20 protein-coding genes are annotated in these 21,729 nt (G+C 51.7%); 10 read left to right on the top strand and 10 right to left on the bottom strand.

The window, feature by feature from the left end; translation table 11 throughout:
- Nucleotides 1-48: 48 nt before the first annotated feature.
- Nucleotides 49-618, bottom strand: a complete 570-nt coding sequence (locus J1785_RS24705) for an NADPH-dependent FMN reductase (protein ID WP_129954105.1) — start codon at nt 616-618, stop codon at nt 49-51.
- Between the two features lie 90 nt (nt 619-708).
- Nucleotides 709-1,434 (bottom strand): 4'-phosphopantetheinyl transferase family protein, encoded by a 726-nt coding sequence (locus J1785_RS24700; RefSeq protein WP_129954103.1) that lies wholly within the window; start codon nt 1,432-1,434, stop codon nt 709-711.
- Nucleotides 1,435-1,757: 323 nt separating this feature from the next.
- Between J1785_RS24700 and J1785_RS24695 the strand changes: the two genes are divergently transcribed.
- On the top strand, nt 1,758-3,653 hold the full coding sequence (locus J1785_RS24695) for a methyl-accepting chemotaxis protein (RefSeq protein WP_217220950.1): 1,896 nt from the start codon (nt 1,758-1,760) through the stop codon (nt 3,651-3,653).
- A gap of 74 nt (nt 3,654-3,727) precedes the next feature.
- Here J1785_RS24695 and J1785_RS24690 read toward each other — a convergent pair whose 3' ends face one another.
- A complete protein-coding gene (locus tag J1785_RS24690) occupies nt 3,728-4,615 on the bottom strand; it encodes a LysR substrate-binding domain-containing protein (RefSeq protein WP_217220949.1) in 888 nt (295 codons plus the stop codon).
- A 100-nt stretch (nt 4,616-4,715) separates the two neighbouring features.
- Between J1785_RS24690 and J1785_RS24685 the strand changes: the two genes are divergently transcribed.
- Complete coding sequence (locus tag J1785_RS24685; protein ID WP_217220948.1) at nt 4,716-5,315, top strand: short chain dehydrogenase; 600 nt, start codon at nt 4,716-4,718, stop codon at nt 5,313-5,315.
- Nucleotides 5,316-5,382: 67 nt separating this feature from the next.
- On the opposite strand, the gene mnmE is transcribed toward J1785_RS24685, so the two are convergent.
- The 5 genes from mnmE to rpmH all read right to left on the bottom strand — a co-directional run bounded on the left by mnmE (nt 5,383) and on the right by rpmH (nt 9,233).
- Nucleotides 5,383-6,747, bottom strand: a complete 1,365-nt coding sequence (gene mnmE, locus J1785_RS24680) for a tRNA uridine-5-carboxymethylaminomethyl(34) synthesis GTPase MnmE (protein ID WP_217220947.1) — start codon at nt 6,745-6,747, stop codon at nt 5,383-5,385.
- A gap of 109 nt (nt 6,748-6,856) precedes the next feature.
- On the bottom strand, nt 6,857-8,491 hold the full coding sequence (gene yidC, locus J1785_RS24675) for a membrane protein insertase YidC (RefSeq protein ID WP_129954093.1): 1,635 nt from the start codon (nt 8,489-8,491) through the stop codon (nt 6,857-6,859).
- Between the two features lie 2 nt (nt 8,492-8,493).
- Nucleotides 8,494-8,751 carry a membrane protein insertion efficiency factor YidD gene (gene yidD, locus J1785_RS24670; protein ID WP_095924029.1) on the bottom strand — a complete coding sequence of 86 codons (258 nt, stop codon included), beginning with the start codon at nt 8,749-8,751 and terminating at the stop codon, nt 8,494-8,496.
- Nucleotides 8,715-9,074: a ribonuclease P protein component gene (gene rnpA / locus J1785_RS24665; RefSeq protein ID WP_071823635.1), complete on the bottom strand. Its 360-nt coding sequence runs from the start codon at nt 9,072-9,074 to the stop codon at nt 8,715-8,717. The genes yidD and rnpA overlap by 37 nt, the downstream gene beginning before the upstream one ends.
- Before the next feature lie 18 nt (nt 9,075-9,092).
- A complete protein-coding gene (gene rpmH, locus J1785_RS24660; RefSeq protein WP_009637487.1) occupies nt 9,093-9,233 on the bottom strand; it encodes a 50S ribosomal protein L34 in 141 nt (46 codons plus the stop codon).
- A gap of 685 nt (nt 9,234-9,918) precedes the next feature.
- On the opposite strand from rpmH, the gene dnaA reads away from it, so the two are divergent.
- The 6 genes from dnaA to J1785_RS24630 all read left to right on the top strand — a co-directional run bounded on the left by dnaA (nt 9,919) and on the right by J1785_RS24630 (nt 18,319).
- Nucleotides 9,919-11,310, top strand: a complete 1,392-nt coding sequence (gene dnaA / locus J1785_RS24655; RefSeq protein WP_129954089.1) for a chromosomal replication initiator protein DnaA — start codon at nt 9,919-9,921, stop codon at nt 11,308-11,310.
- Between the two features lie 4 nt (nt 11,311-11,314).
- Nucleotides 11,315-12,415, top strand: a complete 1,101-nt coding sequence (gene dnaN / locus J1785_RS24650) for a DNA polymerase III subunit beta (protein ID WP_129954088.1) — start codon at nt 11,315-11,317, stop codon at nt 12,413-12,415.
- Nucleotides 12,416-12,546: 131 nt separating this feature from the next.
- Entirely contained in the window at nt 12,547-13,635 is a 1,089-nt protein-coding gene (gene recF / locus J1785_RS24645; protein WP_129954086.1) for a DNA replication/repair protein RecF, read from the top strand.
- Between the two features lie 19 nt (nt 13,636-13,654).
- Nucleotides 13,655-16,069: a DNA topoisomerase (ATP-hydrolyzing) subunit B gene (gene gyrB / locus J1785_RS24640; RefSeq protein WP_129954084.1), complete on the top strand. Its 2,415-nt coding sequence runs from the start codon at nt 13,655-13,657 to the stop codon at nt 16,067-16,069.
- Nucleotides 16,070-16,211: 142 nt separating this feature from the next.
- Nucleotides 16,212-17,027, top strand: a complete 816-nt coding sequence (gene yidA / locus J1785_RS24635) for a sugar-phosphatase (RefSeq protein ID WP_129954082.1) — start codon at nt 16,212-16,214, stop codon at nt 17,025-17,027.
- Nucleotides 17,028-17,056: 29 nt separating this feature from the next.
- On the top strand, nt 17,057-18,319 hold the full coding sequence (locus tag J1785_RS24630) for a YidR family protein (RefSeq protein WP_217220946.1): 1,263 nt from the start codon (nt 17,057-17,059) through the stop codon (nt 18,317-18,319).
- 61 nt (nt 18,320-18,380) lie between these two features.
- Here J1785_RS24630 and J1785_RS24625 read toward each other — a convergent pair whose 3' ends face one another.
- Nucleotides 18,381-18,758 (bottom strand): YceK/YidQ family lipoprotein, encoded by a 378-nt coding sequence (locus J1785_RS24625; RefSeq protein ID WP_129954078.1) that lies wholly within the window; start codon nt 18,756-18,758, stop codon nt 18,381-18,383.
- 380 nt (nt 18,759-19,138) lie between these two features.
- On the opposite strand from J1785_RS24625, the gene ibpA reads away from it, so the two are divergent.
- The gene (gene ibpA, locus J1785_RS24620; RefSeq protein ID WP_014333282.1) at nt 19,139-19,549 is read left to right on the top strand and encodes a small heat shock chaperone IbpA; all 411 of its coding nucleotides are present in this window, start codon (nt 19,139-19,141) and stop codon (nt 19,547-19,549) included.
- A gap of 143 nt (nt 19,550-19,692) precedes the next feature.
- Nucleotides 19,693-20,127 carry a small heat shock chaperone IbpB gene (gene ibpB / locus J1785_RS24615; protein WP_129954076.1) on the top strand — a complete coding sequence of 145 codons (435 nt, stop codon included), beginning with the start codon at nt 19,693-19,695 and terminating at the stop codon, nt 20,125-20,127.
- 89 nt (nt 20,128-20,216) lie between these two features.
- Here the strand turns inward: ibpB and J1785_RS24610 are convergent, their stop codons facing one another.
- Nucleotides 20,217-21,470, bottom strand: a complete 1,254-nt coding sequence (locus J1785_RS24610) for a valine--pyruvate transaminase (RefSeq protein ID WP_129954074.1) — start codon at nt 21,468-21,470, stop codon at nt 20,217-20,219.
- Nucleotides 21,471-21,729 lie beyond the last annotated feature (259 nt).

Raw genomic sequence — 21,729 nt, 5'->3', positions numbered from 1 at the left:
AAAACAGCCTGCAATTTTGCGGGCTGTTTGCATTTCTGAGGCTGTAGATTACTTGCTGACGCGACGCGTATAGTCGGCAAATGCCGTAAGCTGACCGCGCAGGAAATCGAGCGTGCCCTGATCAATCACTTCACCAATCTGCTCATCCACTTTGTTCTGGATCACGCCGCCCATAAATTCAGGTTTATTCATCACCATCGCATCCAGGAACACCAGAATCTGACGCAGGTGATACTGGCAACGTGCGCCGCCGACCGGGCCCATTGAGCTGGTCTGGATCAGCACCGGTTTACCCGCCAGTGGCTGATTCGGCAAACGGGAAATCCAGTCGATGGCATTTTTAAGGCCGCCTGGCACAGAATAGTTATATTCCGGCGTCACAATGATCACGCCGTCAGCCTGACGGATTTGCTCTGCTATGGCTTCTATATCGGCCGGAAAACCCTCTTCCTGCTGAATATCTGCATCATAAAGCGGCAGTGTACCGATGGAAGGCAACGCCTCAATACTGATGCCCTCTGGTGCCACTTTCGGCAAAGTACGGGCGACCATTCCGTTATAAGACGCTTTACGAAGACTGCCTAACAGTGTGACAAACTTCAGTGGTTGAGCTGACATGGGTAACTCCTGTTATGGGTGACTTTTCGAAAGGAATTGCCTGTAACCATAAACGAAAACATCACAACTGGCGTAAACAAACGTGTAGTTTTATTTAGCGGGTGGCAGGCTGATGAACTTCATGAAGTGTGGTGATTCAGATTGCTGATCGACTGACAGGGTTTGCGTGCGGGTAAAGCCGTTTTCAGGTTCATAACGCCAGCATTGCAAACGGATAATTGAGGGAGATTGCGCACAGGCCCAGGTAATTGAGCCTTCAATGTCACTCATCACCTGCGCCTCGGGCGTTATGGTAGACCGCAAACGACCCGAAGCGGGATTCAGGCTGAGCGTAAGCGGGCTCTGATCGTTCAGGCCGGACATTTTCAGCATGCTCTGGCGGATACACCACAGTTGAAGCGAGGATTCCACCGGATCCGATTGCATGGCAATCCAGGTTTTCTCCACGGCAGAAAGCTGTAATTGCTGTTGCGGATTCACCAGCGCACTGCGGGCATGAATGATTTCGAGATCGAGGCCGACTTTTCCTTCGCTGCTGATTAAAACACCGACGGTACTTCCGGCATACGCCAGACTGAAATCCGGCAGATCAGGGGATTCAAAACTTGGACGACCGCTCGGCAGCGTAATAACGTTGGGAAGCTCAGCGATGCCGTAAAGATAGAAAATCATTTCAGCCAGCAGAACGCGGCCGTTTAAGAAACGCTTGCGCTGTTTTTCGGAAAGGTGTCTGGCGAATAATATGATCTCTTTGGGCAACCGGTGTGTATCCGGTTCTGCATCCGTCATTGCCCATCTTGCAAAATGGCACGCCATTGTTCACTCCATGATTAATGGTTCGACCGCATTTTCTCAATTGTGCTAAAGAATAACATTAAGAGAAATCATTAAAAACCGCTTAAAACCCGCAGCACTGCACACTTTTTTCCCTTTTCCGACAATATTTCATCATCATAAAGTGAAAGCCATCACAGCCTAAGTCCCTTATTGAGAAAGAATATCATTGGAATGATGTTCTGGTTTTTTACGCATACCCTTCTCACGCCAGATATATCTACTATAGCAACATAAAGAAACGTCAGAAAATGCCGTTACTAATTAAGCAGCGATCTCGCTGCTTTGCCTGTGAGTGCCCAAAAATGTTAAAAACAACGCAATCCCGCTTTATCGCATTGATCAGCTTGTTTTTTATTGCGCTGGTCATCGTTACGCTTATCGTGATCCAGGTGTATATCGCTCCCCAGCTGAAGCAGACAGAAAGTAATCTGGTGGCTAATCAGGTGGATGACGTTGCAGTGGCAATTAATGACCGCTTGAATAAAGTTGAGTCTCAGGTACGGACCATTACCCAGACTGTCGCACAAATGGACAGCGACAGTATCGATCGTTTACTTCCGGCACTGGTTGATCAGTACGGTGACGCTGCGGTATTTGGCGGCGGGATCTGGCCACTGCCGAATCAACGCGATCCGGCCAAAATCAAATTCAGCACTTTCTTTGCCCGTAATAATAATAATCAGCTGACGGTCAATACCTTCTGGAACAGCGCTGAATCTCCCAACTATTTCGATCAGTCGTGGTATCTGGCGGCTTCAAAAGGTGAAAAGGGCCAGTGTGTCTGGGCGCCTGCTTATTTCGATGACGCCAGCACGCAGCCGCGGACTAACTGTGCGATGCCGATTTACAAAGGCGATAAACAATGGGGTGTCGCAACCATTGACGTCACACTGGGTTTCTTTAACCAACTGGTGACGGAGATGGAGAAAAAGGTCCATGCGAAAATTTATATCGTGGAAAAAGACGGCACAATTGTCGGTACCAGCCATTCTACCGATGAAAAATTGCCGAAACTGGCTTCACTGGGTGAGACTTCTCCCCTGGCGATGCAGATCCGCAAAAGTCTGGATCAGATCAACGGACAGGCGAGTCTGATCGCTGACTACGACAATGACGGCACGTCGCACACCCTATTCATGAGTAACATTCAGGGACCCTGGTTTATCGCCACTGATATGCCGACCAGCCAGTTACTGGCGCGCAGCCACAGCATTCTGGCGAGCCTCGGACTGGTTCAAATCCCGATGGTCTTGTTGTTACTGATCGTTCTGATCGCCGCAATTAAAATTTTCATGCGCCAGCTGGCAGCACTGAATAGAAATATCGCCCAGCTTTCCGCCGGCGGTGCCGACTTAACCCGTCGTTTGCCGGAAAGCCGAAGCCCTGAGTTCAATCAGATCAACCAGAATTTCAACGGCTTCCTGTCTTTCCTGCAGTCGATTCTGCGTCAGGTCGGCGACAGTAGTCTGGCGATCACCTCGGCCTCGCGTCAGATTGCCAGCGGTAACCTGGACTTGTCAGCACGAACCGAAGAGCAGGCCAGTTCGATTGTCGAAACGGCAGCCTCAATGGAGCAACTGACCAGCACCGTGAAACAGAACGCTGCCAATGCGGAAGGGGCTAACCAGCTGGCGCGTGATGCCTCTGCTGTTGCTGAGAAGGGCTCGGAGGTGGTGAAACTAGTGGTTGAGACCATGGGTTCGATCACCCGTTCTTCTCATAAAATCGTCGATATCATCAGCGTGATCGACGGCATCGCTTTCCAGACTAACATTCTGGCGCTGAATGCGGCGGTTGAAGCGGCGCGTGCCGGTGAACAGGGGCGTGGCTTCGCCGTTGTGGCATCCGAGGTACGCAGTCTGGCACAGCGCTCGGCCACTTCGGCGCGTGAAATCAAAAAACTGATCGAGGATTCGGTGGCAGATATCTCCACCGGCAGCGAACTGGTGGCGACCGCCGGGACGACGATGGATGAAGTCATGGGCGGCGTAAATAATGTTGCGACACTAATGAACGAAATCATGTCTTCCAGTCAGGAACAAAGTCTGGGCATTGAGCAGGTTAACGTCGCGATCACTCAGCTGGATAATGCGACGCAGCAGAATGCCGCGCTGGTTGAGCAGGTTTCGGCTGCCGCACAGGCGATGCAGGATCAGACCGTTCAACTGGAGACCGTGGTTGCAGGCTTTAAGCTCTGATCACGTTTGCTACAGAAAGTTAAATCAGGCGGTGAGTGAGCGATCACTCACCGTTTTTTATTTTGAACAGTGCCTCAGTAAAAGGTGTGTTCAGTCATAAAATTAATCAGGCTGGTGAGTTTGGCGCGTGGTCTGAAATCGGGCAGATACACCAGATGTACCGGACGTGGCTTCGGGATAAAAGACTCAAGCACAGGGATCAGTTTTCCGCTGGCAATATCACTGGCCAGAAGAACTTTGGGCTGCAACAGCAAACCGGCGCCTTCCAGCGCAGCGGCGCGTAATGCATGGCCGTCGTTTGATACATAACGGCTATGGACAGGCCACGCTGACGTGGTGTGCTCTGCATTCGCCAGATGCCAGCCTTCGCTCTGATTCCAGACTGTATGCACCAGACACGGGTGCGTTTTCAAATCTGCAGGCGAAGCGGGCATACCAAAACGCTGCAAATATTCCGGAGAAGCACAGATCACCATTTCATAGGGGGCCAGCGGCTTCGCGACCAGCCGGTCATCACCTGTTTCGCCAATGCGAATCGCCGCGTCAAAACCCTCTGCGAGCAAATCCACCCGGGCATTGCTCAGTATGAGCTCCACATTGATTTTAGGGTGTTTTTGCAGATAACGGGCCAGCATCGGCGCTACCACGCTGGAGCCGAGTGACACCGGCGCGCTGACCCGCAGCAGCCCGGTCGGTACGCTTTGCAGGCTTTCCATCGCGCTTTCCGTAAATTTCATCTGTTCCAGCACCCGTTTTCCATTCTCATAAAATACTTCACCGGCATCGGTCAGGCTTTGCCTGCGGGTGGTGCGTTGCAACAGGCGGGCATTCAGATACTTTTCTAACTGCTGAATATGCTTGCCAACCATCACTGCGGAGATCCCCAGTTTTTCTGCCGCGGTGCTGAAATTTCCGGTTTCTACTACGCTGACAAAGACTTCGATATTCCGCAGCTTATCCATATTACAAACCCTGAGTTAGAACAGAACGAATAATTCGAGTCTATATCTAACCCTCAGTTTGGTGAAAGATGAACCCACAAACATTATTGAGGAGTCTGTGATGAAAATTTTAGTGATTGGCGGGACGGGTACATTGGGTAAAGCCGTAGTGCGTGAGTTTGCCGGTGATCATGAGGTGATCACGGCAGGTAAAACACAGGGGGATTTTCAGGTAGATATCACTGACGAAAACAGCGTAAAAACGCTTTTCCAACGTACGGGTAAACTCGATGCGATTATCACAACCACAGGGAGCCTGCACTTCGGCCCGCTGACAGAAATGACTGCAGAACAATTCAATATTGGTTTACAGGATAAACTGCTCGGGCAGGTACGCATTGCGCTGATCGGTCAGGAATTTCTCAATGATGGTGGTTCCATCACGCTGACCAGCGGGATTATTGCTGATGAGCCCATCCGTCAGGGGGCCAACGCCACCACGGTGAATGCGGCAGTCGAGGGCTTTGTACGTGGTGCATCGATTGAGTTACCACGCGGGATGCGTATTAATGCCGTCAGCCCGACAGTGGTAGAAGAATCCCTTGCAGGCTATGGCCCGTTCTTCCCTGGCTTTGAAGCGGCCCCGGCAGCACGTGTGGCAAAAGCGTACCGCCGCAGTGTGGAAGGTGCACAGAACGGGCGGATTTATAAAGCCTGGTAAGGCCCGACCTTCTGAAGCCAATAAAAACCCGCATGTTAAAATGCGGGTTTTTATTGCGCATGACAGATTATTTGCCGATGCAGAAACTGGAGAAAATACGGCCCAGCAAATCATCGGATGTAAATTCACCGGTGATTTCACTCAGCGATTGCTGTGCCAGACGCAGTTCTTCTGCCAGTAATTCCCCCGCCCATGCACCAAGCAGCTGATCTTTACCCTGAACCAGATGCTGTGCAGCCTGTTCCAGCGCCTGTAAGTGACGGCGACGGGCAAGGAATCCACCTTCCATATTGTGATTAAAGCCCATCACCTGTTTCAGATGATCGCGCAGCAGGTCAACGCCGTCACCGGTACGGGCGGAAAGGCGAATAAGTGAGTGACCATTCACTTGTGTCTGCCCCAGCGCTTCGCCTGTGATATCGGCTTTATTACGCACAACCACGATAGGCAAAGAGGCTGGCAGGCGGGCCATAAATTCAGGCCAGATTTGTGCAGGTTCCGTGGCGGCCGTTGTGGTGCCGTCGACCATAAACAGTACCAAATCAGCTTGTTCGATCTCATTCCATGCACGTTCGATACCGATACGCTCAACTTCGTCGCTGGCATCGCGCAACCCGGCGGTGTCGATAATATGCAAAGGCATGCCGTCTAAGTGAATGTGTTCGCGTAAAACGTCACGGGTGGTGCCGGCAATATCGGTCACGATCGCGGCTTCACGACCGGCCAGTGCATTCAGCAGGCTGGATTTCCCGGCATTCGGACGCCCGGCAATCACCACTTTCATTCCTTCACGCAGCAGACTGCCCTGACGCGCTTCAGCACGCACCGCATCAAGATCGCCCATCACCGTATTGAGTTTGGCTTCGATTTTGCCGTCAGACAGGAAGTCGATTTCCTCGTCGGGGAAGTCAATAGCCGCTTCGACAAAGATCCGCAGGTGAGTGAGTGCTTCCACCAGATGATGAATACGGTTCGAGAAAGCGCCCTGTAATGAATTAACGGCTGAACGTGCCGCCTGCTCAGAACTGGCATCAATCAGGTCAGCAATGGCCTCAGCCTGCGCCAGATCGAGTTTATCATTGAGGAATGCACGTTCAGAGAATTCGCCCGGACGCGCAATACGTACATTTTCAAGCGCAATGATGCGTTTAAGCAGCAAATCCAGGATCACCGGCCCGCCGTGACCTTGCAGCTCAAGTACGTCTTCACCGGTAAAGGAATTCGGGCCGGGGAACCACAGCGCAATGCCCTGATCCAGCGTACTGCCATCGGCATCCTGAAACGGCAGATAATCGGCATAACGCGGCTTGGGCAGTTTGCCTAAGACAGCCTGTGCCACATCACGCGCCGCGCGGCCGGAAACGCGTAAAATGCCTACACCACCGCGGCCGGGGGGCGTTGCCTGGGCAATGATGGTATCTGAGGTGCTCATATTCATCTCTTTTGGTCTTTTTACGGATATGCAAAAGGCGATCAAATGATCGCCTTTGTTTTTTATCATCAAGTTTAGCTGTCAGGACGAAACCCGTCCTGACTTTCACTTATGACTTTTTCTTGTCGCGGCTATGCAGGCCACGTTTTTCCAGCCCGCGATAAATCAGCTGTTGCTGGAGAATGGTTACCAGGTTACTGACGATGTAGTACACCACCAGACCGGACGGGAACCACAGGAAGAACACGGTGAAGATGACCGGCATGAAGGTCATGATCTTCTGCTGCATCGGGTCGGTTACGGTGGTCGGCGACATCTTCTGGATGAAGAACATCGTGATACCCATCAGAACCGGCAGAATGTAGTACGGGTCTTGTGCTGACAGGTCATGGATCCACAGGATGAATGGCGCATGACGCAATTCAATGGAACCAGACAGCATGTAATACAGTGCCAGGAAGATTGGCATCTGAATAACCAGCGGCAGACAGCCCCCCAGCGGGTTCACTTTCTCGGACTTATACAGCGCCATCATTTCCTGACTCATGCGCTGTTTGTCATCCCCGATACGCTCACGCATGGCGGCCAGTTTAGGCTGCAACATACGCATTTTCGCCATCGACGTGTACTGTGCGCGGGTCAGGGGATACATGATACCGCGGACAATAAAGGTGATAACGATGATCGAGAAGCCCCAGTTACCGACAAACCCTTGAATGAATTTCAATAGTTTGAACAGTGGCTGAGAGATGAACCACAACCAACCGTAGTCAACCGTCAGGTCAAGGTGTGGCGCGATTGCAGCCATCTTGTCCTGAATTTCCGGGCCAACCCACAGGATCGAAGCAACTTGTTGCTGTGCGCCCGGTGCAACGGTAAACGGTGTGCCTTTAAAGCCAATCGTTGAAATACCGTTATTGGTAGTCGTGAAGAAAGTGTTGGTGTCTTTCGCTGATGGGATCCACGCCGTTGCAAAGTACTGCTGCAACATTGCAACCCAACCGCCCTGAGTCGTGACATTCAGTGCATCGCTCTTATCGAACGCATACTTCTGATATTTGTCATCGCTTGAGGAATATGCCGCGCCGCGGAAAGTGTGAAGGGCAAAGTTATTACTGCCGGTATCACGGTGCTTAGGCAATTCGGTGGTTTGTTTCAGCTGACCGAACATAGTCAGGTCAAGCGGGGTTGCCGTGGTGTTGTTGATATTGTATTCAACGTTTACCGCGTAAGAGCCACGTTTGATCACGAAGGTTTTGGTATAAATTGCACCGTTTGCCGCCGTGTAAGTCATCGGAATGCGCAGTTCAGACTGACCTTCAGCCATCGTGAAGGTATCGGAGCTCGCCTGGAACAGAGGGCGTTCGCCGTTAGCCGGATTGTCTGGACCGTTTTTGCCTGTCAGGCCACTTTGTGCCTGATAGAGGAAATTAGGAGTCGTTTCTAATAACTGGAAAGGCTGGTCAGAACCCAAAGACGTCGGGTAAGCCTTCAGCAGAGCCTGCTCAATGTCGCCACCACGGGTGTTGATCGTTAATGACAGCACATCACTGTTAACTGTAATTAATTTGCCCTGTCCGCTATCAGGAACAGCCTGATTAGCAGCATCACCGTTTGCAGTGTTCGCAGTCTGTTGCGTGGTCTGGTTGGCCGGTTGCGGAGCGTGGTCCGTTTGCCATGCCTGCCAGATCATGAAAGACACGAACAGCAGAGCGATGAGGAAAAGATTGCGTTGCGAATCCATCGTTAGTGTTCTCTGTTATTGTCGGTTTTCGGCGGTACGGGGTCATCACCACCTGGGTTCAAAGGATGGCATTTTAATACGCGTTTCAAAGTCAACCAACTGCCTTTTAACATGCCAAAACGACCAATTGCTTCAATACCGTATTGAGAGCAGGTTGGTCGAAAGCGGCAATGTGGCCCGAGCAACGGACTGATGAATAACTGATAACCACGTATCAGCTTTATCAGGATGCGGGAGCCTGTCGGCAATGTCGACGCCATAATTTCTCCAACGCTTCCGTCAGCGCGCGATTATCTAAATCGGCGACACCCTTTTTGGCTACTACCACAAAATCCATCGACGGCAGCGTATGCTGATTCAAGCGGAAACTTTCGCGGGTGAGGCGTTTGATCCGATTGCGTTCATGTGCGCGTTTGACGTGTTTTTTTGCGACGGTGAGACCGATGCGGGGATGCCCCAGCTCGTTCAGGCGGCCGAGTATCGTGATTTGCGGCGTGCCAGCCCGTTGTGGCTGCTGGAAGACGAAAGTGAAATGACGGGGAGTTAACAAACGTAACTCCCTGGGAAAAGCGAGCTTAACCACTAAATAGGTTAGCTTTTATTACTTAGAAGCTGACAGACGGGTACGGCCTTTCGCACGACGGCGAGCCAGAACCTGACGACCATTTTTGGTGGCCATACGAGCACGGAAGCCGTGGCTACGGTTGCGCTTCAATACGGACGGTTGGAAAGTGCGTTTCATGGCGATTTCTACCTAAACTTAAATTATTACTGATCAGTAAACGCGAAGACATTTCGGCGAAAAAACGACCGGTGCCTTTGTCGCAACATATAAAGAAGCGGGATTGTAATAACTGTACAGTCCTGAGTCAATTTACATTGCCAGAAATGGTTCAAGTGTTTACCAGAATTGCCCGTGGTCACACCGCAATATCCATCTGGTTATGACCATCAGGAACACAGGCTTCACACGTAGGGCTGAGGATTATACGGACTCTGCCATAAATCGCAAGGATCCTCGGCTGATCCTTATCCACAGGCGTGAGATCTTCCTCGCAGAGTGTTGAAATTTAGCTCAGCGGACTCCTATTTTTTCAGCAGAGTGATGATTACATCGCCTAATTTAAAAAGGATCGGCTAAGCTTACCCACTTGCCGATTGCTGCCTGTGGATAAAAAGGATCTAAACTGTCAGGAAGGGGAGGATCTCTGTGCCGGATTGCGTTATGATCCGCCATTCCGATCGCGATCCCGGCTGGGATGCTTTCGACAAAAATCGCAAAAAGCGGTTCGCACGTGACTTTACGCCACTGACAGGGTGGTAAGAGAAATTTCCCCCATTGACGGGCGGAACGTGTGCCAAAAATCATGATTTAAAAAACATCCTGATCCTTTTCTTTTTTGATACTTGTTCGAGTGGAGTCCGCCGTGTCACTTTCGCTTTGGCAGCAATGTCTTGCCCGTTTGCAGGATGAACTACCTGCCACAGAATTCAGTATGTGGATACGCCCCCTGCAGGCGGAACTCAACGACAATACGTTGGCGCTGTATGCCCCGAATCGTTTTGTCCTGGATTGGGTTCGTGACAAATACCTAAACAATATTAACGGTTTGCTTAATGATTTCTGTGGCCCGGATGCACCGTTGCTGCGTTTTGAAGTCGGCAGCAAGCCGGTGATCCAGCGTGTCAGTCAGCCTGTCGCCGCCAGTGTCAGTTCCCAGGCTGCGCCTGCCATTCCGCGTCTGGCACCTTCCCGTCCAAGCTGGGATAGCTCACCGGCTCAGCCCGAGCTGTCCTATCGTTCTAACGTCAACCCGAAACATACCTTTGATAACTTCGTAGAAGGTAAATCTAACCAGCTGGCCCGCGCGGCGGCGCGTCAGGTGGCAGATAATCCGGGAGGCGCGTACAACCCGCTCTTCCTTTATGGTGGCACCGGTCTGGGTAAAACCCACTTATTGCATGCGGTCGGTAACGGCATCATGGCGCGTAAAGCCAATGCTAAAGTGGTGTACATGCATTCCGAGCGTTTTGTACAGGACATGGTCAAAGCCCTGCAAAACAACGCCATCGAAGAGTTCAAACGGTACTACCGTTCTGTCGATGCGTTGCTCATCGATGACATTCAGTTCTTTGCTAATAAAGAACGTTCTCAGGAAGAGTTTTTCCACACCTTTAATGCCCTGCTGGAAGGCAATCAGCAGATCATCCTGACCTCGGATCGTTATCCGAAAGAGATCAACGGGGTTGAAGATCGTCTGAAATCGCGTTTCGGCTGGGGACTGACGGTGGCGATCGAGCCGCCGGAATTAGAGACCCGCGTGGCGATCCTGATGAAAAAGGCGGACGAGAACGATATCCGGCTGCCGGGTGAAGTCGCCTTCTTTATTGCTAAACGTCTGCGCTCTAATGTGCGTGAGCTTGAAGGCGCACTGAACCGCGTGATCGCCAACGCCAACTTTACCGGCCGTGCGATCACTATCGACTTCGTTCGTGAAGCGTTGCGCGATTTGTTAGCGCTTCAGGAGAAGCTGGTCACTATCGATAATATTCAGAAAACAGTGGCCGAATATTATAAAATCAAGGTCGCTGACCTGCTTTCCAAACGGCGTTCCCGTTCGGTAGCCCGCCCACGCCAGATGGCGATGGCGCTGGCGAAAGAGCTGACCAACCACAGCCTGCCAGAAATCGGCGATGCGTTCGGTGGTCGGGACCATACCACGGTGTTGCACGCCTGCCGTAAAATAGAGCAGTTGCGTGAAGAAAGTCACGACATCAAAGAAGATTTCTCCAACTTAATCAGAACATTATCTTCCTAGCGCTATGAAATTTATTGTTGAACGTGAGCATTTGCTGAAACCACTGCAACAGGTCAGTAGCCCGCTGGGTGGACGACCAACGTTGCCTATTCTGGGTAACCTGTTATTACAGGTAACGGATGGCGCGCTGTCGCTGACCGGGACGGATTTGGAAATGGAGATGGTGGCGAAAGTCGCGCTGTCTCAGCCACATGAAGCGGGCGCCACCACGGTGCCGGCACGTAAATTCTTTGATATTTGCCGTGGATTGCCGGAAGGCGCGGAAATTTCCGTCGCTCTCGACGGCGATCGCATGCTGGTAAAATCAGGCCGCAGCCGTTTCTCGCTGTCGACTCTGCCAGCCACAGATTTCCCAAATCTGGATGACTGGCAAAGCGAAGTAGAATTCACCCTGCCGCAGGCTACGCTGAAACGCCTGATCGAAGCCACGCAGTTCTCCATGGCACATCAGGACGTTCGTTATTATTTAAACGGCATGCTGTTTGAAACCGAAGGTGAAGAGCTGCGTACTGTTGCGACCGACGGTCACCGTCTGGCGGTGTGTTCTATGTCAATCGGCCAGTCCCTGCCGTCGCATTCGGTGATCGTGCCTCGTAAAGGCGTGATGGAACTGGTGCGTCTGCTTGACGGCGGTGACACCACATTGCAGCTGCAAATCGGCAGCAATAATATCCGTGCTCACGTTGGCGATTTTATCTTTACCTCTAAGCTGGTTGACGGTCGCTTCCCGGATTATCGCCGCGTATTGCCGAAGAATCCGGACAAAACGCTGCAAGCCGGCTGTGATTTACTGAAACAGGCGTTTGCCCGCGCAGCGATTCTTTCTAATGAAAAATTCCGTGGCGTGCGTTTGTATGTCAGCCATAACCAGCTGAAAATCACCGCGAATAACCCGGAACAGGAAGAAGCAGAAGAAATTCTGGATGTCGGCTATGAAGGCACCGAAATGGAAATCGGTTTCAACGTCAGTTACGTACTGGATGTGCTCAACGCCCTCAAGTGCGAAGATGTGAATCTGCTGCTGACGGACTCTGTCTCCAGCGTGCAGATCGAAGACGCTGCGAGCCAGTCGGCCGCCTACGTCGTCATGCCAATGAGGCTCTGATCGGGCTGTCTTACTTGTCATTTTGCGCTTGGGCAGTGCTTGCAATGCTCACGTACCTGAGTACGCTCCGCTTGCTGTGCGCTGTCCGCACGCAAACTGACAGCGACGATGACGCCCTGGAATGGATGTAGATGGCCTTAACGCGCTTACTGATAAAAGATTTCCGCAACATCGAGGCGGCGGATTTGGATCCGTCGTCCGGTTTTAACTTTCTGGTTGGTCCCAATGGCAGCGGTAAAACCAGTGTGCTCGAAGCGGTATATACGCTGGGGCATGGCCGCGCTTTTCGCAGTTTGCAGGCAGGACGTGTTATCCGTCACGAGCAGCCGGAGTTTGTGCTCCATGCGCGTGTGGATGACGGCGGTGATCGCGAATTGTCGATTGGCCTGAGCAAAAGTCGTCAGGGCGACAGTAAAGTGCGCATTGATGGCAGTGACGGCCACAAAGTGTCGGAACTGGCCCAGATGCTGCCCATGCAACTTATCACACCCGAAGGCTTTACCCTGCTTAATGGCGGGCCGAAGTACCGGCGGGCGTTTATTGACTGGGGTTGTTTTCATCACGACCCCGGTTTTTTTATCGCCTGGAGCAACCTGCGACGGTTACTCAAGCAGCGCAACGCCGCGCTGCGACAGGTGAGTCGTTATGCGCAAATTCGTGCCTGGGATCAGGAACTGATCCCGTTAGCCGAACGCATTAGCGAATGGCGGGCGGCTTACAGCGACGCGATCGCAGCTGATATCAGCGCGACCTGCGCGCAATTCCTGCCTGAATTTGCCCTCAGTTTTTCTTTCCAGCGTGGATGGGACAAGGAAACTGAGTACGGCGAGTTGCTGGAGCGTAATTTTGAACGCGACAGAGCCTTAACCTATACCGCATCAGGCCCGCATAAAGCGGATTTCCGCATTCGTGCCGACGGCACGCCGGTGGAAGATTTACTGTCCCGCGGGCAGCTGAAATTACTGATGTGTGCGCTGAGACTGGCGCAGGGTGAGTTCCTCACCCGACAGAGCGGGCGGCGTTGCCTGTATCTTCTTGACGATTTTGCCTCCGAGCTGGACGCCGACCGACGTCGGTTGCTGGCCGATCGCCTGAAAGCCACCCGGGCACAGGTTTTTGTCAGTGCGATAAGCGCTGAGCAAGTGACCGATATGATGGGTGAAAAGGGCAAGATGTTCCGCGTGGAACAAGGTAAAATAGCCGTTCTATCACAGGACTAAAAATGAGCGAGAAACGTTGATGTCGAATTCTTATGACTCCTCAAGTATCAAGGTATTAAAAGGGCTGGACGCGGTGCGTAAGCGCCCCGGCATGTATATCGGCGATACCGATGACGGCACTGGTCTGCACCACATGGTATTCGAGGTTGTGGACAACGCTATCGACGAAGCCCTCGCGGGCCACTGTAAAGAGATTCAGGTCACGATCCATGCGGATAACTCTGTTTCCGTACAGGATGATGGTCGTGGTATTCCGACCGGCATTCATGAAGAAGAGGGCGTTTCTGCTGCTCAGGTCATCATGACCGTGCTTCATGCTGGCGGTAAATTCGACGATAACTCGTATAAAGTCTCCGGCGGCCTGCATGGCGTGGGTGTTTCCGTCGTTAACGCCTTGTCAGAAAAACTGGAACTGGTTATCCGCCGTGAAGGCAAAGTGCACACCCAGACTTATGTGCATGGCGAGCCTCAGGATCCGCTGAAAGTCATTGGCGATACTGACGTAACCGGTACCACGGTACGTTTCTGGCCGAGTTTCCAGACCTTCACGAATCACACTGAATTCGAGTATGACATCCTGGCAAAACGCCTGCGTGAACTGTCATTCCTGAACTCCGGTGTGGCAATCCGTTTGCTGGATAAACGTGATGGTAAGAATGATCATTTCCATTATGAGGGCGGTATCAAAGCCTTCGTGGAATACCTGAACAAGAACAAAACCCCAATCCACCCGACCGTATTCTATTTCTCTACGGTTAAGGACGATATTGGTGTTGAGATTGCATTGCAGTGGAATGACGGTTTCCAGGAAAACATTTACTGCTTCACCAACAATATTCCACAGCGTGATGGCGGGACTCACTTAGCCGGTTTCCGTTCGGCGATGACCCGTACCCTGAACGCCTACATGGATAAAGAAGGTTACAGCAAGAAATCCAAAATCAGTGCCACCGGTGACGATGCCCGTGAAGGCCTGATTGCTGTTGTTTCTGTTAAGGTGCCTGATCCTAAGTTCTCTTCACAGACCAAAGACAAACTGGTTTCTTCAGAAGTGAAAACGGCTGTTGAAACGCTGATGAACGAAAAGCTGGTGGATTACCTGATGGAAAACCCGTCAGACGCCAAAATCGTTGTCGGTAAAATCATTGATGCGGCGCGCGCCCGTGAAGCGGCCCGCAAAGCGCGTGAAATGACCCGCCGTAAAGGCGCGCTGGATCTGGCTGGCTTGCCAGGCAAACTGGCGGATTGTCAGGAACGTGACCCGGCTCATTCCGAACTGTACTTAGTGGAAGGGGACTCTGCGGGCGGCTCTGCAAAACAAGGCCGTAACCGTAAGAACCAGGCGATTCTGCCGTTGAAAGGTAAAATCCTCAACGTAGAGAAAGCGCGCTTCGACAAAATGCTCTCTTCGCAGGAAGTCGCGACACTGATTACTGCGCTCGGTTGCGGCATTGGTCGTGACGAATACAATCCGGACAAACTGCGCTATCACAGCATCATCATCATGACCGATGCCGACGTCGATGGTTCACACATCCGTACTCTGCTGCTGACTTTCTTCTACCGTCAGATGCCTGAAATTGTAGAACGTGGTCATGTGTTTATCGCACAACCGCCGTTGTACAAAGTGAAAAAAGGTAAGCAGGAACAGTATATTAAAGATGACGAAGCCATGGATCAGTATCAGATTTCCATCGCGATGGACGGGGCAACGTTACATGCCAACGCCCATGCACCGGCCCTGGCGGGTGAACCGCTGGAGAAACTGGTGGCTGAACATCACAGCGTGCAGAAAATGATTGGCCGTATGGAACGTCGTTATCCGCGTGCTCTGCTGAATAACCTGATCTATCAGCCAACGCTGCCGGGGTCTGATCTGACTGATCAGGCGAAAGTTCAGGCCTGGATGGAATCGCTGGTCGCGCGTCTCAATGAGAAAGAGCAGCACGGCAGTTCTTACAGCGCGATCGTGCGTGAAAACCGCGAACATCAGCTGTTCGAACCGGTTCTGCGTATCCGTACGCACGGTGTCGATACGGATTACGATCTGGATGCTGACTTCATCCAGGGCGGCGAATACCGCAAAATCTGTGCACTGGGTGAACAGCTTCGCGGCCTGATCGAAGAAGATGCCTTCATCGAACGTGGCGAACGCCGTCAGCCAGTGACCAGCTTCGAGCAGGCCCTGGAATGGCTGGTGAAAGAGTCCCGTCGTGGCCTGTCGATTCAGCGATACAAAGGTCTGGGCGAGATGAACCCTGATCAGCTGTGGGAAACCACCATGGATCCTGAGCAACGTCGCATGTTACGTGTGACGGTGAAAGATGCCATCGCGGCTGACCAGTTGTTCACCACGCTGATGGGCGATGCGGTTGAACCGCGTCGCGCCTTTATCGAAGAGAACGCCCTGAAAGCGGCCAATATTGATATCTGATCAAGGCATGAGCTGATAAAAAGTCCGAACCGGGAAACCGTTTCGGACTTTTTTTTCGTCTGACGCACCCCGCATTCCGGCTGGCTTTACAGCGGGTAATCGCGTTAGCATTGAGCAAGATTTCTTAAACTCTGAGGATGCTATGGCTATTGAATTAATTGCAATTGATATGGACGGGACGTTGCTCAATCCGCAGCATGAAGTGACACCCGCCGTTAAAAAAGCGTTGTCAGAAGCACGGGCGAAAGGTGTGCAAATCGTTCTGGCGACCGGCCGTCCTTTTATCGGTGTACAGCGCTATCTGATGGAACTGGATTTACAGCAGGACGGTTGTTATTGCATCACCAATAATGGCGCGCTGGTGCATAATGCCAAAGATGGCAGCGTGATCGCCGAAATAGCCCTCAGAATTGATGATTATCATTACTTCGAACAACTCGCCCGTCAGCTTGGTGTGCATTTCCATGCCCTGACAAAAAATGATCTGTTTACCGCTAACCGTCATATCAGCAAATACAGCGTACATGAATCCTACACCACCGGCATTCCGCTGCAATTCTGTCCGGCAGAGGAAATGGATCCGGCGCTCACGTTCCCGAAAGTGATGATGATTGATGATCCGCAACTGCTGGACCGCGCTATCAGCCAGCTTCCTGCTGAGGCAAAAGAACGCTACACCATCATGAAAAGCTCGCCGTATTTCCTTGAAATCCTTGATAAGCGCGTGAATAAAGGCGAAGGCGTGAAGGCACTGGCAGAAAAACTGGGTATTGCGCGTGCGAGTGTGATGACGCTCGGCGACCAGGAAAATGACATTGCGATGCTGGAATATGCCGGGATTGGCGTTGCGATGGGAAATGCGCTGGACAGCGTAAAAGCCGTCAGCCAGTTCGTCACCAAAACGAACACTGAAGACGGTGTGGCGTTTGCAATCGAGAAGTTCGTTCTGAACGTCTGAACCTGTAAGGCAGAAGGAGCCACGCGGCCATGGAAAAACAATTAACTTCTGATGCCCGCGGGCATCAGCTGACTAACATTAACGTCTGGACGCCGGACAGCCAGTGGCTGGCGTATGACGTGCGCCCGCATGGTGGTTCTTTTACCGGCTCAACCATTGAGCGGGTGAATGTCGAAACGGCTGAGGTACAAGTGCTTTATCAGGCACATCACGGCGCACACGTGGGTGTGGTAACCGTCAGCCCGGATCTGCCTGCCCGTTATGCGTTTATTCATGGCCCGGAAAATCCGGATGAAAGCTGGCAGTATGATTTTCATCACCGTCGCGGTGTCATCGTCTCAGAGCCTGCAGGCGAAAAGGCCGTGACGCTGGATGCGATGGACATCACCGCCCCTTTTACCGCCGGAGCCCTGCGCGGTGGCTCACATGTTCACGTATTCAGCCCGGACGGTTCGCGTCTGAGTTTTACCTATAATGACCATGTGTTGCATGAACGTGCGCCGGCACTCGACCTGCGTAATGTTGGCGTCGCTGTTTCAGGTTATCCGGTAGTTTCTCCAAAACATCACCCGCGTGAATACGATGGAAGCCATTTCAGCGTTCTGGTTAGCAAAACTACGCCCTGTCCTCAGCCCGGCAGCGATGAAATCAACCGGGCTTATGAAGAGGGCTGGATCGGGCATGAAGGCTATCTGAAACCGGATGGCAGCCGTCAGCGATGGGCACTGGCCTTTATCGGCGATACTCTTTCCGCCCGCGGCGAAAAACATCCTGAAGTCTATGTGGTGGATTTGCCACACCATGATCAGGATTACCGTCAGTCGGGTGATAAACCTTTGCAGGGCACACCGGAAACGCTGCCCGCGCCCCCTTCAGGCGTAAAGCAAAGGCGCATCACCTTTACTGAAAACGGCATCGCTACCCAGCCACGCCACTGGCTACGCACATCGCCGGATGGCGAACAGATTGCGTTTCTGATGAAAGACCAAAACGGAGTCGTGCAGGTCTGGACGGTTTCACCGAACGGGGGCGAACCGGTGCAAATCAGCCATACCGGGCAGGGGGTTCAGTCTGCGTTCAGCTGGAGTCCTGATGGAAAATCGCTGGCACTGGTATGCGATAACAGCGTGATGCGTCTTGATGTTAAAAGCGGAGAAATGCAGCGGTTAACGCAGAGAACGGAGATTACGCCTTGCGCCGATGCGGTCGTGTATTCACCGGATGGCAGCAAAGTGGCGTTTATGCGCCAGTGTGGGAAATTCGCTCAGATTTTTGTTACCGACGCTCAGTAGCTCTTTTAGTAAACCGGCCAGGGTTTGAAACGGTCCCATAATGTTGGCCGGTTTTTTACGCTTATTTTTTATGCGCCGAAGACTTGTGACCGCGATCGGTGGTGGTCATGGGCGGGATGTGATCAATATCGACACCGTTGCTCAACGCAATATTGTGTTCTTCACTGGCTTTGACGCGATCCCGCGTCGTCACTTTTCCGCTACGAAAGTAATCATAAGGCAACAATACCGTATCCAGCACTGCGCTGAACGGCAAATCAATTAACAGCAGCGGCGTCATCGCCCAGCTGGTTTCATCACTTTTTATCATATTTACATCAGCGCGTGCGCCTGAATAATATCCGGTATCGCCACCTGTATGGCTCATTACGCTGGAGCAACCGCTCGTCGCTAAAAAAACACATCCTGTCATCAGCGGCGTTAATGCAAATTTCATCATGTTAGAACTCATCTTATGCTGTCAGGCTGAGCTTGTACGTCAAGGTGACTTATACCACTCAGCACAAAAAATTAACAAAGCAAGCTGTAGCTCTGTGGCTGCGATCCCATTAAGTGTAATTACTATTTGAAATATTGCAGGAATCTGCCTGCTCTCTCTGTCTTTTCGCTCCGGTCCGTTATGTATTTTGGCCTTCATCATATAAACCACAGCCAAATTTTTTGTTTTTTCTGGCTTGAAAATTTTCCTTTCGTCTCCATTTTTACTGTACGACGCAGGAGGAGAAACGCCGGAAGGGTTTTTCAGTCATCACTGTGTCGCGGGTCGGTCCGCCAGGAGGACGACTCAACAATACTCGCTGAATATCAGGAGAAGTTGTCATGCGTAATTTTGATTTATCCCCGTTATACCGTTCTGCCATTGGTTTTGACCGTTTGTTTAATCTTATCGAATCGGGTCAGAATCAGGGTGGCGGCTATCCCCCATATAATGTCGAGCTGGTTGACGAAAACCATTACCGGATTGCTATCGCAGTTGCAGGTTTTGCCGAATCAGAGCTGGACATTACTGCGCATGACAACATGCTGCTGGTCAAAGGTGCGCATGCACCCGCCGACACCGGGCGGACCTATTTATATCAGGGCATTGCCGAACGTAATTTCGAACGCAAATTTCAGCTGGCGGAGCATATTCAAATAAAAGCCGCCAATTTGTCGAACGGTTTGCTGTATATCGATCTGGAACGTGTCGTTCCTGAATCGTCCAAACCACGGCGTATCGAAATCCGCTGATTTAGCGGCAATAAATCACCAGCGGCTATCTTTACTGACCGCCAGAAAATGAAAAAGTTTAGGCTCGCCGTCAGGGGGCTGTACCGTCACATCCAAAACGGATGATGGCATTAATCATCTCGCTTCAAAGAAGGAGTTACATTATGCGTAATTATGATATTTCCCCATTGCTGCGTCAGTGGATTGGTTTCGATAAATTAGCCAGTTCAATGCAGGGGGCCGATCAGGTTTTCCCTCCTTACAATATTGAAAAGTCGGATGACAACCATTACCGCATTTCACTGGCGCTGGCGGGTTTCCAGCAAAGTGAACTGAATATTGAAGTCGAAGGGCCACGATTAACGGTCAGCGGCACACCGGCTCAGCCGGAAACGCAGGTGGAATATCTGCATCAGGGGTTAGTGATTAAGCCTTTCACCCTGAGTTTCACGCTGGCAGAGCATATGCACGTTTCGGCCGCTGAATTTACCCATGGCCTGCTGCATATCAATCTGGTGCGCGAAGTACCGGAAGCGCTGCAACCACAAAAAATCGCGATCGGCACTGAGAAACCAGCGCTGGAAAACCAGTCTGAATAAGACGGTTTCAGCCCAATAAAGAAAGGGAGGACATTAATATGTCCTCCCTTTTTCTTTGTGCCGACCCGTTCTCAATAAATCGCGCTCAGTTACTGATTTTCGGCGTGTGCTTTTTCCACTTCTTCGGCCAAAATTTGCACGCCGCGCTCGATCTGCTCGGCGTCAGGGACGTAGTTCATTCGCATACACTGATGGGTATGTGGCCACGGGTGTTCCAGCCCCGGGAAGAAGTAATCGCCCGGCACCATCAGTACGCCGCGTTGTTTCAGCCGCTGATACAACACTTCTGTGGTGATCGGCAAATCCTTAAACCACAGCCACAGGAAAATCGCGCCTTCCGGTTTGTGGATCAGACAACGTTCTTCCGGCAGGTAACGGCGCAGCGTGGCAATGGTTTCCTGTACGCGCTGATAGTAGAACGGTTTGATCACCTCTTCAGAGAGGCGCAATAAATCGCCGCGTACAATCATCTCATGGGCGATGGCCGGGCCGACGCTGCCCGGCGACAGGCTGATAATGCCGTTCATATTGCTAATCGCTTTGATGATTTTCTCATCGGCAATCACGATACCGCAACGGGAACCCGGCAGGCCGAGTTTTGACAGGCTCATGCACAGGATAATATTCGGGTTCCACAGTGGCGTGGCGTCGGTAAATACAATGCCGGGGAACGGTACACCATAGGCATTATCGATTAATAACGGAATATCTTTCTGCTGCGCCAGTGCATCGAGCCGGATCAGTTCTTCGTCAGTAATGACGTTACCGGTCGGGTTGGTCGGGCGGGAAACACAGATCAGGCCGATGTCATCGGTGATATTCAGGTGATCGAAATCGACGTGATATTTGAACTGGCCTTCCGGCAGTAATTCGATGTTAGGCTTGGCCGACACAAACAGATTTTCATCCAGACCGGCGTCGGCATAACCGAGATATTCCGGTGCCAGCGGGAACAACACTTTTGACATACTGCCGTCGGCGCGACGTCCGGCGAACAGGTTGAACAAATAAAAGAAAGCACTCTGGCTGCCGTTGGTCAGCGCAATATTTTGCGCATCAAGCTGCCAGCCCAGTTCTTTCTGTAACATTTCTGCCAGCGCATGTCGCAACACATCTTTGCCCTGCGGCCCGTCGTAATTGCACAGCGCTTCGGTCAGCTTGCCTGCGGCCAGCATATCTGTCAGCAGCGTCTGGAAATAATCCTGCATCTCAGGAATTTGCGCCGGATTTCCGCCGCCCAGCATCACCGCGCCAGGGGTGCGTAAACCGTCATTCATATCGCCCATCAGACGTGTGATACCTGAAAAACGAGTAAATTTGTCACCGAAAGCAGAAAACGTCATAGAAAGCTTTGTATGTTATCGAAATGTGATGACCACCATAACGTCTGCGGCCGGGCAGTGCAATCCGACCACCGGGGTTTAACGCAGCATTTCCTTTCAGAGTGTTACAGGAATGAGTGGGATAAATTATGTCAGGAAATTATATATACCCCTGACCTTATTATGATTTGCTTACTGACAGAGTAATAAAACTCGCCTGTGTTTTCATTTTTACGAATGGCATAATTATTATTCGAAAATACATAAGCCAGGTTAATAC

The sequence above is a fragment of the Rahnella perminowiae genome (assembly GCF_019049755.1).
GTDB lineage: Bacteria > Pseudomonadota > Gammaproteobacteria > Enterobacterales > Enterobacteriaceae > Rahnella > Rahnella perminowiae.
This window is presented reverse-complemented; position numbering and strand designations above follow the sequence as displayed.

What these genes read in the sequence shown, in the direction of transcription:
- yidC (WP_129954093.1), bottom strand. Translation starts at nt 8,491, where the DNA reads ATGGATTCGCAACGCAATCTTTTCCTCATCGCTCTGCTGTTCGTGTCT.
- J1785_RS24690 (WP_217220949.1), bottom strand. Translation starts at nt 4,615, where the DNA reads ATGGATAAGCTGCGGAATATCGAAGTCTTTGTCAGCGTAGTAGAAACC.
- recF (WP_129954086.1), top strand. Translation starts at nt 12,547, where the DNA reads ATGGCCTTAACGCGCTTACTGATAAAAGATTTCCGCAACATCGAGGCG.
- J1785_RS24630 (WP_217220946.1), top strand. Translation starts at nt 17,057, where the DNA reads ATGGAAAAACAATTAACTTCTGATGCCCGCGGGCATCAGCTGACTAAC.
- ibpA (WP_014333282.1), top strand. Translation starts at nt 19,139, where the DNA reads ATGCGTAATTTTGATTTATCCCCGTTATACCGTTCTGCCATTGGTTTT.
- J1785_RS24610 (WP_129954074.1), bottom strand. Translation starts at nt 21,470, where the DNA reads ATGACGTTTTCTGCTTTCGGTGACAAATTTACTCGTTTTTCAGGTATC.
- rpmH (WP_009637487.1), bottom strand. Translation starts at nt 9,233, where the DNA reads ATGAAACGCACTTTCCAACCGTCCGTATTGAAGCGCAACCGTAGCCAC.
- gyrB (WP_129954084.1), top strand. Translation starts at nt 13,655, where the DNA reads ATGTCGAATTCTTATGACTCCTCAAGTATCAAGGTATTAAAAGGGCTG.
- yidD (WP_095924029.1), bottom strand. Translation starts at nt 8,751, where the DNA reads ATGGCGTCGACATTGCCGACAGGCTCCCGCATCCTGATAAAGCTGATA.
- mnmE (WP_217220947.1), bottom strand. Translation starts at nt 6,747, where the DNA reads ATGAGCACCTCAGATACCATCATTGCCCAGGCAACGCCCCCCGGCCGC.
- ibpB (WP_129954076.1), top strand. Translation starts at nt 19,693, where the DNA reads ATGCGTAATTATGATATTTCCCCATTGCTGCGTCAGTGGATTGGTTTC.
- J1785_RS24700 (WP_129954103.1), bottom strand. Translation starts at nt 1,434, where the DNA reads ATGGCGTGCCATTTTGCAAGATGGGCAATGACGGATGCAGAACCGGAT.
- J1785_RS24685 (WP_217220948.1), top strand. Translation starts at nt 4,716, where the DNA reads ATGAAAATTTTAGTGATTGGCGGGACGGGTACATTGGGTAAAGCCGTA.
- J1785_RS24695 (WP_217220950.1), top strand. Translation starts at nt 1,758, where the DNA reads ATGTTAAAAACAACGCAATCCCGCTTTATCGCATTGATCAGCTTGTTT.
- J1785_RS24705 (WP_129954105.1), bottom strand. Translation starts at nt 618, where the DNA reads ATGTCAGCTCAACCACTGAAGTTTGTCACACTGTTAGGCAGTCTTCGT.
- J1785_RS24625 (WP_129954078.1), bottom strand. Translation starts at nt 18,758, where the DNA reads ATGATGAAATTTGCATTAACGCCGCTGATGACAGGATGTGTTTTTTTA.
- yidA (WP_129954082.1), top strand. Translation starts at nt 16,212, where the DNA reads ATGGCTATTGAATTAATTGCAATTGATATGGACGGGACGTTGCTCAAT.
- dnaN (WP_129954088.1), top strand. Translation starts at nt 11,315, where the DNA reads ATGAAATTTATTGTTGAACGTGAGCATTTGCTGAAACCACTGCAACAG.